This is a genomic window from Mycolicibacterium bacteremicum (genome assembly GCF_002086115.1).
In the GTDB taxonomy this organism is placed as follows: domain Bacteria; phylum Actinomycetota; class Actinomycetes; order Mycobacteriales; family Mycobacteriaceae; genus Mycobacterium; species Mycobacterium bacteremicum.
In genome coordinates this window covers 34,740-47,539 of the sequence record NZ_MVHJ01000025.1, presented here as the reverse complement: position 1 = coordinate 47,539, position 12,800 = coordinate 34,740, and the positions used below count along the sequence as shown (strand labels likewise).

Below are 12,800 nucleotides of genomic sequence, written 5' to 3'. Positions count from 1 at the left end.
CTTGGGAGGAAAACCCGTTGTCTGACCGTCTGATCGTCAAGGGCGCGCGCGAGCACAACCTGCGCGGAGTCGATCTTGATCTGCCGCGCGACGCCCTGATCGTGTTCACCGGCCTGTCCGGCTCGGGGAAGTCCTCTCTGGCCTTCGACACCATCTTCGCCGAGGGGCAGCGCCGCTACGTCGAGTCGCTGTCGGCCTACGCCCGCCAGTTCCTCGGCCAGATGGACAAGCCCGACGTCGACTTCATCGAGGGGCTGTCGCCGGCGGTCTCCATCGATCAGAAGTCGACCAACCGCAACCCGCGCTCCACCGTCGGCACCATCACCGAGGTGTACGACTATCTGCGCCTGCTCTATGCCCGCGCCGGTACCCCGCACTGCCCGGTCTGCGGTGAGCGCATCGCCCGGCAGACCCCGCAGCAGATCGTCGACCAGGTGCTGGCCATGGAGGACGGCACCAAGTTCCAGGTCCTCGCGCCCGTCGTGCGCACCCGCAAGGGCGAGTTCGTCGACCTGTTCGACAAGCTCAACAGCCAGGGTTACAGCCGCGTGCGCGTCGACGGCGTGGTGTATCCGCTGACCGAGCCGCCGAAGCTCAAGAAGCAGGAGAAGCACGATATCGAGGTGGTCGTCGACCGCCTGACCGTGAAGGCATCGTCCAAGCAGCGGCTCACCGACTCGGTGGAGACCGCACTCGGCCTGGCCGACGGCATCGTGGTGCTCGACTTCGTCGACCGTGCGGATGACCATCCGCACCGCGAACAGCGCTTCTCGGAGAAGCTGGCCTGCCCCAACGGACACCCGCTGGCCGTCGACGACCTCGAGCCCCGGTCGTTCTCGTTCAACTCGCCCTACGGCGCCTGCCCGGAGTGCACCGGTCTGGGCATCAAGAAAGAGGTCGACCCGGACCTCGTGGTGCCGGACCCGGACCTGACGCTGGCCGAGGGTGCGGTGGCCCCGTGGTCGATGGGACACACCGCCGAGTACTTCACCCGGATGATGTCGGGCCTCGGCGACGAGCTGGGTTTCGACGTCAACACGCCGTGGAAGAAGCTGCCCGCCAAGGCCCGCAAGGCCATCCTGGAGGGCTCCGACCATCAGGTGCATGTGCGCTACAAGAACCGGTACGGACGTACCAGGTCGTACTACGCCGACTTCGAAGGTGTGCTGGCGTTCCTGCAACGCCGGATGGAGCAGACCGACTCCGAACAGATGAAGGAGCGCTACGAGGGCTTCATGCGGGACATCCCGTGCCCGGAGTGCGCCGGAACCCGCCTCAAGCCCGAGATCCTGGCCGTGACGCTGTCTGCGGGCACGCACGGGGCGAAGTCCATCGCCGAGGTCGCCGAATTGTCGATCGCCGACTGCGCGGAGTTCCTCAACGCGCTCACCCTCGGCACTCGCGAGGCCGCCATCGCCGGTCAGGTGCTCAAGGAGATCCAGTCCAGACTGGGCTTTCTTCTCGACGTCGGCCTGGAATACCTGTCGCTGTCGCGGGCGGCGGCGACGCTGTCCGGCGGTGAGGCGCAACGGATCCGGCTGGCCACCCAGATCGGCTCCGGCCTGGTGGGCGTGCTCTATGTGCTCGACGAGCCGTCCATCGGTCTGCACCAGCGCGACAACCGCAAGCTGATCGACACCCTGGTCCGGCTCCGCAATCTGGGCAACACGCTGATCGTGGTCGAGCACGATCTCGACACCATCGCGCACGCCGACTGGGTCGTCGACATCGGCCCCGCGGCCGGTGAGCACGGCGGCCGGATCGTGCACAGCGGCTCCTACAAGGATCTGCTGAGCAACCCCGAATCCCTCACGGGGGCTTATCTTTCCGGGAAGGAGAGCATCGAGGTGCCGGCGATCCGGCGGCCGGTGGACCGCAAGCGCCAGCTCACCGTGGTGGGCGCTCGCGAGCACAACCTCAAAGAGGTCGAGGTGGCGTTCCCGCTGGGCGTGCTGACCTCGGTGACCGGGGTGTCCGGGTCCGGTAAGTCGACGCTGGTCAACGACATCCTGGCCACCGTGCTGGCCAACAAGCTCAACGGTGCGCGGCAGGTGCCCGGCCGGCACACCCGTATCAACGGCATCGACCAACTCGACAAGCTGGTGCGGGTCGACCAGTCGCCGATCGGGCGGACGCCGCGGTCCAACCCGGCGACCTACACCGGCGTGTTCGACAAGATCCGCACGCTGTTCGCGGCCACCACCGAGGCCAAGGTGCGCGGCTATCAACCGGGCCGCTTCTCGTTCAACGTCAAGGGCGGCCGGTGCGAGGCCTGCTCCGGTGACGGCACGCTCAAGATCGAGATGAACTTCCTGCCGGATGTCTATGTGCCGTGCGAGGTCTGCCACGGCGCCCGGTACAACCGGGAGACCCTCGAGGTGCACTACAAGGGCAAGACCATCTCCGAGGTGCTCGACATGCCGATCGAGGAGGCCACCGACTTCTTCGAGCCGATCTCCTCGATCCACCGCTACCTCAAGACGCTGGTGGACGTCGGTCTCGGCTATGTCCGGCTCGGGCAACCCGCCCCGACGCTGTCCGGCGGTGAGGCCCAGCGCGTGAAGCTGGCCGCCGAACTGCAGAAGCGCTCCACCGGCCGCACCGTGTACATCCTCGACGAGCCGACCACCGGCCTGCACTTCGAGGACATCCGCAAGCTGCTCAAGGTGATCAACGGCCTGGTCGACAAGGGCAACACGGTCATCGTCATCGAGCACAACCTCGACGTCATCAAGACCTCGGACTGGATCGTCGACATGGGCCCCGAGGGTGGCGCGGGCGGCGGCACCGTCGTCGCGCAGGGCACCCCGGAGGATGTCGCCGCCACCCCCGAGAGCTATACCGGGCAGTTCCTGGTGGAGATGCTCGAACCGGCGCCGGTCGAGCAGGTGCCGGCGGCCAAGACGCGGCGGCGCCGCAGCAAGGTCAGCGCCTGAGGCTCGCCGCGGGCGCGAGGTGCCGGGCCGCGGCGAGTCCCTGTGGCTGGATACTGCGGAGGCATTGTCTCGGCGCGGGGTGTGTTTCATCCCCACGCACGCGAGACCTGCGCGGCCGGGCGCCGCCGGTCAGGCTTTTGTCAGCGGCGACGGGAACCGCGGCCTGATCCGCGTCCCGTCGAGCCATTCGCTGAGTTCGTCACCCTTGCGCTGCAGGAGTTTTCGGGCGTCGCGGCTGACATCGCCGATGACCTGCACCTCGACCCGGCCGTCCTCGGTCTGCCGCCAGCCGCCGACCACCCGACCGTCGACCCATGCCGTCGGACCGGCATTGCCGCGGGTGTCGAAGACCTGCTCGCGGTGGCCGTCCAGATACCAGTCGCGCTCGGTCCACCCCATGGTGGTGACATCCAGACCCGGTAGCAACGCAACCCACGGCTCGGGCTCGGGTTCGACGTCCAGATCGTCGGGTAACGCCACCGCCGGCGTGCCGTGCAGGTCCACCTCGACGGCGCCGATATCGACGAGTGCCCGGCGCACCCAACCGAGGGTGTGCCCGAACCACCACTTGACATCGGCCACCGTGGCCGGGCCGAAAGCGCGCAACCAGGTGCGCACCAACTCGGCTGCCGCGGAATCGGATTTGGCCGGTGACAGGTCGCCGAGCCATCCGCGGGTCGAGCACCACAGCGGCCGCGACGACGTCCAGCCACCCTGATTGCGGCCACGGACGATGTCGCCGCGCACATCGAGCACCGTCAACACCCGCGGAGCCAGCGCAGTGGCACCGCCCCAGGGCTTTCCGGGCGCGGGATCCCAGGTTCCGGCCAGCTCGGGCAGCGCGGCGCGCAGATCGGCCGCACCCGTCGGGCCGTTGTCATCGAGGTGGCCGAGCACGGCGGCACACGCCGACTCCAGCCAGGCCGACCCGTCGGCGGCGACCCCGGCCTTTTGCACATCGGCGATCAACTTGCGGCTCTCGGTGTCGGCCACCCGATCGCTGGAGGCCACCTGCACGGCGGGCAACCGGGTCGTCGGCACCGCCCAGAGGGTCCGCCGCATGGCGACCTGGCGCACCAGCCGCCGATCTTCGTAGAGGGCGGTATCCAGGTCGGCACGCTGGAACCCCGGCACCCGGGCCCACAGCGACAGGTACGGGGTGGTCGGATCGGTGGCGTGCAAACCCACCAGCGCCGCCGTCACCTCGTCGACCGAGGCGCCCGGCGCGGACAGGAAATGCCGTCGCCCCAATCGGGCGCGCCGCTCGGCGACGGTGAAGACCCGCACCGCTAGGCCACGTCAATCCTGGTCGTTCTTCATGGACTGGCGGATCTGCGCCAATCGGTCGGCAGCGGCGCGTTGCCGGGCGTCGTACTGCTCGGCGACCGACCGGCCCTCCGGCGTCTCCTCGGCCAACTCCTGGTCGCCCATCGCGGTGCCGACCCGGGTCTCGATCTTCTCGCGCAGCGCATCGAAGGTCGGCACACCCGATTCGGTGTAACCGGTGTCGGCCGGGATGGACACCGGCGGCGCGGGATCCACCGGGACGATGTCCGCGTCGAGCGGCTCATCAACAGAAGACTGCTGCTCATCGGGCATGTGGTCACCGTACCCGCACCGAAGTTTGGGATCGGTAGCAATCGGGCGCGGATGTACTGGTCCCACGACGGCGCCACTGGGGCGACGGGCGAATGAAGGGGACACACATGACGAAGAATCGCGTTCTGGCCGCCGGCATCGGAATGCTCGCCGCGACGACCATCCTGGTCGGCTGCTCCGATGACAAGGGCAGCGAGCCAGCCGCGTCGTCGAGCGCGGGCAACAGCACCGCGCAGGTCGCCACCGGTGGTGACACCGAGGTCAAGGTCGAGGGTCAGGACCTCGCCGGCCTGGACCTGAACTCGGTGACCTGTGTCAAGGCCGGCGGGAAGATCAACGTCGCCAGCGGCGCCATCGGCGGCCAGCAGGGTCTCGGTGTGGTGATGACCGACGAGGCCACCCCCAAGGTCGAATCGGTGGGTCTGGTGGTGGACGGCAATGCGCTGGCCGTGGCTGCGATGGGTGGCGCGAGCACCGGATCGGCCGAGGTGAAGGTCGATGGCAGCACCTACACGATCACCGGTGAGGCCACCGGTGCGGACCTGAAGAACCCGATGGCCGGGATGATCACCAAGAAGTTCGAGATCAAGGTCAGCTGCAGCTGATACACCGCGCCACGCCGCCGGCACCGGGCGGCTGGGCGGGCGATGGGCGGCGGGCGCGGAAACGCGTCCGCCGCCTTCGGCCGTCCTATGATGACGCCGTGTCGATCACCGATGCCCTCCAGCAGGCCCGTCGGCTGGCGTGGGCATCCGACGAGTCGGCGGCCAAGGATCTGCTGCTTGCGCAGCTACCCCTGATCGAAGAGGCCGACCGTGACGACCTCGCCCTGGAGGTGTTCGCCCAGCTCGGTGAGATCTACCTGGTGCGGACCGCCTATGACGGTGTCGCCGAGTGCATCACGCGGATCTGCGACTGTGTCGAGGCCTATCGATCGCTACCGGAGCGCGACGCCGGGACCGAGCACATGCTCTGCCGCTACGCCCGCCGTGCCGACTTCCTGCAGGCCGGGCTGTGCGCCGCCCGCGGTGAGCACGAAGTAGCCGCTGTCGTGCTGGCCGCGTTGAGCGCGGTATCCGGACCCGCGGATCTCGCTGGTGAGCAACGGTTTCTGGTGTCCCGCGCCCAGATCCTGTGCGCGCAGGCGCTCGCCGACGACGATCTGCATCATCTGGCCATGCCGCTGTGGCAGCAGGTGATCGAGAATCTGGACCTCGCGGCCGTATCCGGCGGTGAGCAGGACCGGCTGCTCGTGCTCGCCGGTATCGGCTACGGCGGCTTCTGCATACAGACCGGTCGGCTGGAGGAGGCCGAGCCGTGGCTGCGCCGCGCAGGCGCCCGCGCCGAGTCGAACGGATGGGAACTCGACACCGCCAGAACGAAGCTGGAACGCGCGATCGGTAACTGGTCGCGTGGTGACCACACCGCGGTCGAGCAGCTGATCAACGAGGCCTACCCCGTCATCGCGCGCTACGCGCGCGCCCACGATGTGTCCCGGAGCTGGTTCTATCTCGGATTCACCAAGCTCGCCTCGGGTGCCCTGGAGGAGGCCGATCAGTGCTGGGCACACGCCGAGCGGCACTGGCGCGAGCTGGGCAAGCCCCTGCACACCCATCGCATCCTGGTGCAGCGGAGCTGGATCCCGATCTTCTTCGGTCGCTTCGGCGACGCCGTCGAACTCATCGCGCAGGCCCGCACACTGCTCGACGAGTGGCCGCGCAGCACCTGGCTGCAGTACGCGCGCCTCGATGATCAGCTGGGTACCGTCTGGCGCGCCGATGCGCTGGCCGACATGGGATTCGACGGATCCGGCGACCCCGACGACAGCTGGGACGAGGTGGAGGCCAAGCACGCCGCCTCGCTGGGCACCACGAACGCCGAAACCGACAGCCCCGGCTTCGTCCGCGCCATGGGCAAGTTGGAACAGGCGGCGTTGCTCAAGGTTCCCGCCGCGTTGGCCGTGGACTCGGTGCGCCACGCCATCGCCGATGCCGATGCCCGCGCCCAGTGGGCCGCCCGGGTGTCGGCGCCGATGCTGGCCGGCGCCTTTGCGGTGGCCTGGGAATGGGAGAACACCGCGCTGACCGCGGAGCTCATCGAATATCACAGCGCCAGGGGAAGTTTCAGCACCGACAGCAATGCGGAGCCGGAGGCGGCGATCTGGGCCGGGGCGCAGGCGGTGCTGTTGGACAGCGACGTCGAACTGCCCGAACCCGAACTCGCCGATGTCGCCGCCGGAACGGCCGCGGGTGGGCCGTCGCTGACCCGCCTCGGCCCATTGCCACCGCTGCAGATGGATCCCGGCGCCGAACCCATCCTCGGCCCGTACCTGGCGCTGGCCCGGCAGCGCTACGGCCGCACCATCACCACCGACGAGCCGGCCTGGCCGACATGGGTGTGACCGGCCGGCCCACGCTGATCCTGCGTTACGCCGATGTCGGGATAGCCACCTACGCCAGCCTGCGCGTGGTCGGCAGCCCGGACCGCACCGTCACCTGGGTGGTCGAGGAGACGATCCTGCTGGCGGCGCTCGACGAGGTCGCCGGTGCGCTACCCGATCCACGCGGTGCCGAATCACCGGTCGAGGCCCTGCAGCGGGCCCTGTCGACGGGCGCCTTCACCACGGCGGCAACGGAATCGATGCTTGCCTACCGCCTCGGTGTACTGCTGCTCGGGCCCGCCGGCTGGCGGCTGCTCGACGAGCACGCCGGTAGCCGGCCGCTGCTCTACATCGCGCCGAGCGCCCGGCTGGGCCGCATACCGTGGGGGCTGCTGGCCGAGCCGTTGCTGCGGCCGGACGTCCATGCGATGCTGCAGGCCCGCCAGGACGCCATCACCCCCGACGGCCCGCAGCCGGCGGTCATCCCCTGGCCGGCGGGCGATCCGGAGGAGCTCAGCACCGGACGGCGGCTGCTGGAACTCGCCGAGGTGTTGATGGCGGTGCCCGCCAACATCGCCCGGATCCGTCGGCGCAACCAGCCGGCCCCCGAACGTGATCCGCTGCTGATCCTGGATCCGCGGGTGCCCGGCCAACGGCCGGATTCGGCACTGGGCTCGGTGCTGGGCCGGCCGGCGCCGGACACCCTGCTGGCCCTGCACTACACCGACCTGCTGGGCAGCCGACCGGTATTGCCCCGTGTCGACGCCGCCGTCGAGCTGTTCCGGCGCCCCGATGTCGACCGCCACTGGCTGGCCGCGGCGTTGGCGCAACGGCCCGGCCGGCTGATGTTCGTCGGGCACGCGAGTGCCGGCGACACCGCCCGCCGCGCCGACACCGACGGCGGGGTGGGACACGCGGAACGCGCCGCATTGCACCTGGCCTGCCGCGCCACGGTGCCCGGTTACGGCGACCCGATCGGTGATCACCGTCCGCTGACCGCGGCCGATCTGTTGACCGCAGATCTGACGTTCCCCACCCGGATTGCCCTGTTGGCGTGCGCTTCCGGTGGTGACTACCGTTTCGACGAGGCCACCGGCCTGGTCGCCGCCATGGTGCTCGGTGGTGCGGAACTGGTGACGGCGACACTGTGGTCGCTGCCCACCAGCGCCGGCTACCGCCGCTTCACCGACGGGGTGCACCCCGACCCGATGGGAGTGACCATCGCCGCGGTCGACACCGCGCACCAGGCCGGGACCGATATCGAGGCGGCCTGCGCGGTCAACCATTGGCAGCGCGAGCAACTGGACCGGTGGCGGGCGGGGGACCGGCGCGCCAACCCGGTGTACTGGGGTGCGCTGGTCAGCTTCTCGGTCGGCTGAGGATCGCCAGCCGCTTCATGCGGGTGGGACGCAGACCGCCACCGACGACTCGTCGCCGCGGCGGTAGTACGCGTCGATCACCGCCCCGGGTGACACCCGCGACAGCGAGGTCACCGGGATCAGCGTCGTCTCGTGCGCGGGGAACTGCCCGCCCTCGGGCCTGCGCACCATCAGGTCGAGCACCACCTCCCGGTAATCCTCGCGCGTGGTCCCCGTCGGATGGGCCGCCGTCACCACCCCGGCACCCTTGACGCCGTGCCGGATCAGGTCGAGCTGCTCGTCGGTCACCAGGCCCTTGCCGACCAGCATCCGGTCGAACGCGGCGCGGACGGCCATCATGTCGTCGGCCAGTGAAAGATCCTCCCGCGCAGCCGGATCGAAGGCCACCAGCAGCACCACCCCGGGACGGATGGCCGCGGTCACCGGATCGTCGGGTGCCAGCAGCCGGCCGGTGAACTTCTGTCCGCACACGCTTTCCACCTCGACGGTGATGCGGTCGGTCACGCACGCGACGGTGCCGATACCCACTGCGGTCGCGGTCGGTGACGGCGATTCGGTGGTCCGGGTGCGGGCCCAGGCGAGTAGCGACGCGGCGCCGCCGGTGGCGCAGGCGAGGAGCAGCAGGATCAACAGGCTGTCGGACATGGGATCGATACTCGGGTGGCTGCGCCGCTACCGAACCCAACTTTTCGTTCGCTGACGGCGGCGCCGTCTGCCTATCCTGATCGGGTGAGCACCGTCCCCGAGACGACCGCGCGGGTCGCCGATGCGGCGCCGGCCCAGCCGCGCCGGGCCGTCATCGACCGCGCCTGGCGGGCGATCGGACCCGGTGTCCAGGTGCTCAGCAGCGATGACGGCGGTCCGCTGAGTCGCACCGTCAAACGGATCCTCGATCCGCTGGTGCTGCGGCTGCGGTCCAATCCGCAGTTCTCCGCGCCGGTGGTCGCGGCCGAGGTGGCAGAGCAGATGTACCGGGCGATCCTGGACCACAGCGCCGTGCTGTGTGCCACCGCGGAATGGTTCGCGGTGCTGAAGTCCCAGCGCCGTAAGCTGCGGCTGACCACCGGCAACGCCCAGGAGTTGTACTTCCCGGTGTGCTTCGAACTCGCGGTCACCAGAGGCGCCCCGGTGCCCGGCGATACCGATACCGCGGTGGCCGTGTTGCGGGACATCCACGACGACCGTGATCGCAACGCCATCGAAGTGCTCAACCGCCACATCGCCGATGAGCGGACGGTGACCGGGCTGACCGCCCAGCTCACCCGCAGCTGGGCCGATGTGACGCCGTCGGCAGCCATCACCGACCCGTTCCTGGCGGGTCTGTCCACCGTGCTCGGTGACGCTGCGTCGCACGGTGAATCGGTTGCCCGGCAACGGGTCTGGTCGGCTTTGGTGGCAGATGCCACCCCCTACAACCTGGGGGCCCGCGCCCACCATCCCGACCCCGATCTGCCCTGGTCGCTGACGGAGGTCGGATTGAGTTCCACCGTGCCGCAGGCGCCCCCGCCCGTCCACGGCGGGACCGACACGGACCGGCCGCTGAACCGCAGCGTGGTCGACCGGGTGCGGGCCACACTGCGGCGGGCGCTGGATCGCGATGAGCTGCCGGAGGTGCCGTTGTTGTGCGCCGAGGAGGTCGACCGCTGCTGCGCCCCGTGGGGACTGCTGGCCGAGGACATCCAGGCAACACTGGTCGCCGGCATCGAGATCGCCGTCGAGCTCGCACCGCTGGACGAGGCGGCGGCGCCGAGATACCGGTTGGCAGCCCAGGTTCAGGCCCGGTTGCGCAAGGAGGCCTACGTCCTGCACGCGCGCCGATATCTGGCCGCCGGGGCGGCGCTGCACCCACGCCAGCAGCAGGTCACCGATGAGCTCGCGACCTTCGCGCGGCCCTATCTGAGCCGGCTGTGGGCCCGGCTGCACGGCCGAGACGTCTGGCAGGAGAGTTGCGCGGATGTCGACGAGGTGCGCGCCCTGCTCGAGGGGGTGGCGCGGTCGGTCAGCCTCGATCACCGCCAGCGCATCAAGGCGATGCTGGAGCTGGCGGCGATCCGATGAGGCTGACCGCGCAAGACGGGCTCTGGGCCACCGGCGGGCCGCTCGCCGGACCGCCGGCCGTGGCGGTGCTGGAGGTCGCCGGTGCGATCCTGGCCTGGACCGTCGACGATCCCGCCGCACCGGTGCAGCTCACCTTCACCGATATCGCCGCCGCCGACTGGCTGTGGCGGGTGACCGGTGCGGCCGGTCATGTGGCGCTGCTCGATGCCGTACGCGGCGCGCCCGCCGATCCGCAATCGGTCCTTGAGGTGCCCGGTGTGACCCTTGACCCGCAGGCGCTGGCACCACTGCGCCGGCTGGCGCTGGGGCACTGGTTACGCCGGTGGTGGCCGGCCAGCGCGCGGGATTCGATCGTGGAGCTGGATGCGGCGGTGCTGGATGCCGAGCTCGCGCTGCTGACCGCGGCGGTCGAGGACTTCTTCGTCGAGGACACCCTCGACTCCGATGTCGAGGCGCTGCTGGCGCCGCACCTGAGCGCGCTGGCCGGCCGGCAACGCTCCGATGACCCGCGGATCGCCGAACTGGTGTCCGCCTGCGCCGATCTCGCGGACTGGCCCGACCACGACCCGATCGAGGCGCCGACGGCCCGGCGTCGTGACGATTACGCGCTGGCGGCCGGCGCGGGCAAGTTCGCGACCGCGGGGATGATCGCCGGCGGTGCCGCGTCGGTGAGTTGGAGTGCGGTACCGCCCGCGGTGTTCGACGCGGCCGAGGACACCGTCACCTGGTCGGTGCGCGCCGCCGATTCCGGGGCGGTCGTGGTCGACGTGCGCGCCGCGGTCACCGCGCCCGCTGACGGCATCGCGGTGCGGCTGCGCAGCGGTGAGCTTGCCGCCGACGGGGTGTTGTCCGGGGACGGTACCGCCAGGCTGGTGCTGCCGATCTCGGAAACGGCTGCGTGGAACCATGATTGGAGCACCGCAGCGGTGACACTGGGCGCCGGGGACGGTGAGGACCGGGCCGCGCGCGAGCGGTTGCGGGTGTTCGCCCGCCGCCGGCTCGCGGGCCCCGACGACGCTTTCCTGGCCGAGGTGCTGGCCGCCGAGTCGGACTACTGACCCGGCTGCACCGCGGCCACCGGCTGGGTGTGCGGGGCGGGCGGGGCGATCGGCGGCGGGCCGGCCGGAGCGGGTGCCACCGGCATCGCCACCGGGGCGACATCGGGAGTGTGCACCCTGGCGGCCAGCCACGGCAGCGCCTCGCCGAAAGCGGCACCCGCGTAGGCCCAGTCATGATTTCCGGGCCGGGTGATCACCGCACACTCGATCCCGTGCGCGGTACCGATGTCGCACAGCGTCTTCGCGTCGGCGGCCTGCGGCGGGGGTGGTGAGACCCCGGCGCCGTTGACGGCGAACCAGCCGGCGACCCCGGTGTAGGAGCCGTGCCTGGTGATGGCGGTGCCCGGGTCGAATTCGTCGTAGGCGGCCGCGTTGCCGCCGAACAGTCGCTCGATGGTCTGTTCCTTGGTGCCGGTGTTGGGGGCCAGGTCACCGGCGATGTCCTCGAAGGTGGAGAATTTCTCCGGGTGCATCGCGACGAGGTCTACCGCACAGGTGCCGCCCATCGAGAAGCCCGCGACCCCCCAGTTCGCCGGGTCGGCGCTGACACCGAATTTCGACACCACGGTCGGCACAACATCTTTGGTCAGGTGGTCGGCGACATTGCCGCGGACACCGTTGACGCATTCGGTGTCGTTGCTGAAGGCGCCCGCCACATCGGCGAACACCAGCACCGGCGCGTTGCCGTGGTGCTGGGCGGCGAACGCGTCGACGGTCTGTACGGCCGACCCGGCGCGCGCCCAGTCCTCCGGGGTGTTCAACTCACCGCCGATCATCATGACCGCCGGGAGCTTCGGTGGCGGATCCGAGGCGAACCAGGCCGGCGGTAGATAGACCAGTTCGCTGCGGTGTTTGAAACCCGAGCCCGCGTCACCGGTGTCGACGACCACCAGTGATCCCTTGGGCGGCAAAGCATGTCCGACGTGGTAGGCGGCGACGGTGGCGATATCGGTCTCATCGGGCAGCGGCCCGTCGGTGAGTGTGCCCCAGGCCGAGCCGACCGTGGGGAAGTAGCCGGTCCAGAGGTTCACCGCCAACGCCGCGCACAGTGTGCACAACGGCACCGCGCCCAACAACGCCGCCCGCCGCAGCAACCGTGTGCCACGCCAGCCGACAAGCAGTGCGCAACAGGCGAACCCGGTGGTGCCCACCCAGATCCACAGCGCCGGTGGAGCGGGCTCGCCGGCCAGGCCCTGGCTGTTGATGTACCAGTGCGCGGTCACGATCGCCATGAGCCCGACCGCGGCCGCGGTCAGCAGCACCCAGGGGCGTTGCCGGCGAAGGGCGAACAACACGACTGCGGCGGTGACGAGTTGCACGATGGCCGGCACCCATCCGTGGGTGAGCGACATCAGCGTCGGGTGGGTCACGCATCCATCGTGGCGCGTCT

General features: G+C 70.0%; 10 protein-coding genes. 6 read left to right on the top strand and 4 right to left on the bottom strand.

The window, feature by feature from the left end; translation table 11 throughout:
* Positions 1-17: 17 nt before the first annotated feature.
* The gene (gene uvrA, locus BST17_RS22275; protein WP_083061083.1) at positions 18-2,936 is read left to right on the top strand and encodes an excinuclease ABC subunit UvrA; all 2,919 of its coding nucleotides are present in this window, start codon (positions 18-20) and stop codon (positions 2,934-2,936) included.
* A gap of 129 nt (positions 2,937-3,065) precedes the next feature.
* Here the strand turns inward: uvrA and BST17_RS22270 are convergent, their stop codons facing one another.
* Positions 3,066-4,223 (bottom strand): winged helix DNA-binding domain-containing protein, encoded by a 1,158-nt coding sequence (locus BST17_RS22270; protein WP_083061082.1) that lies wholly within the window; start codon positions 4,221-4,223, stop codon positions 3,066-3,068.
* Positions 4,224-4,235: 12 nt separating this feature from the next.
* Entirely contained in the window at positions 4,236-4,535 is a 300-nt protein-coding gene (locus BST17_RS22265) for a hypothetical protein (RefSeq protein ID WP_083061081.1), read from the bottom strand.
* Positions 4,536-4,642: 107 nt separating this feature from the next.
* Between BST17_RS22265 and BST17_RS22260 the strand changes: the two genes are divergently transcribed.
* The 3 genes from BST17_RS22260 to BST17_RS22250 all read left to right on the top strand — a co-directional run bounded on the left by BST17_RS22260 (position 4,643) and on the right by BST17_RS22250 (position 8,294).
* A complete protein-coding gene (locus BST17_RS22260) occupies positions 4,643-5,140 on the top strand; it encodes a lipoprotein LpqH (protein WP_165762326.1) in 498 nt (165 codons plus the stop codon).
* Positions 5,141-5,238: 98 nt separating this feature from the next.
* A complete protein-coding gene (locus BST17_RS22255) occupies positions 5,239-6,936 on the top strand; it encodes a hypothetical protein (protein WP_083061079.1) in 1,698 nt (565 codons plus the stop codon).
* On the top strand, positions 6,927-8,294 hold the full coding sequence (locus BST17_RS22250) for a CHAT domain-containing protein (protein WP_083061078.1): 1,368 nt from the start codon (positions 6,927-6,929) through the stop codon (positions 8,292-8,294). Before BST17_RS22255 ends, BST17_RS22250 begins: the two co-directional genes overlap by 10 nt.
* A gap of 15 nt (positions 8,295-8,309) precedes the next feature.
* On the opposite strand, the gene BST17_RS22245 is transcribed toward BST17_RS22250, so the two are convergent.
* Positions 8,310-8,939, bottom strand: coding sequence for a hypothetical protein (locus tag BST17_RS22245; protein ID WP_083061077.1), 630 nt, complete (start codon positions 8,937-8,939; stop codon positions 8,310-8,312).
* 84 nt (positions 8,940-9,023) lie between these two features.
* On the opposite strand from BST17_RS22245, the gene BST17_RS22240 reads away from it, so the two are divergent.
* Together BST17_RS22240 and BST17_RS22235 are read left to right on the top strand one after the other, a co-directional pair.
* On the top strand, positions 9,024-10,352 hold the full coding sequence (locus tag BST17_RS22240) for a hypothetical protein (RefSeq protein WP_083061076.1): 1,329 nt from the start codon (positions 9,024-9,026) through the stop codon (positions 10,350-10,352).
* Positions 10,349-11,410: a hypothetical protein gene (locus BST17_RS22235; RefSeq protein ID WP_083061075.1), complete on the top strand. Its 1,062-nt coding sequence runs from the start codon at positions 10,349-10,351 to the stop codon at positions 11,408-11,410. The genes BST17_RS22240 and BST17_RS22235 overlap by 4 nt, the downstream gene beginning before the upstream one ends.
* Here the strand turns inward: BST17_RS22235 and BST17_RS22230 are convergent.
* On the bottom strand, positions 11,404-12,780 hold the full coding sequence (locus BST17_RS22230; RefSeq protein WP_407937762.1) for an alpha/beta hydrolase: 1,377 nt from the start codon (positions 12,778-12,780) through the stop codon (positions 11,404-11,406). The genes BST17_RS22235 and BST17_RS22230 overlap by 7 nt on opposite strands.
* Between the last annotated feature and the right edge of the window lie 20 nt (positions 12,781-12,800).

Excerpts from the sequence above, each read along its gene's own strand:
- BST17_RS22250 (WP_083061078.1), top strand. The coding sequence starts at position 6,927 with ATGGGTGTGACCGGCCGGCCCACGCTGATCCTGCGTTACGCCGATGTC.
- BST17_RS22235 (WP_083061075.1), top strand. The coding sequence starts at position 10,349 with ATGAGGCTGACCGCGCAAGACGGGCTCTGGGCCACCGGCGGGCCGCTC.
- BST17_RS22265 (WP_083061081.1), bottom strand. The coding sequence starts at position 4,535 with ATGCCCGATGAGCAGCAGTCTTCTGTTGATGAGCCGCTCGACGCGGAC.
- BST17_RS22245 (WP_083061077.1), bottom strand. The coding sequence starts at position 8,939 with ATGTCCGACAGCCTGTTGATCCTGCTGCTCCTCGCCTGCGCCACCGGC.
- BST17_RS22260 (WP_165762326.1), top strand. The coding sequence starts at position 4,643 with ATGACGAAGAATCGCGTTCTGGCCGCCGGCATCGGAATGCTCGCCGCG.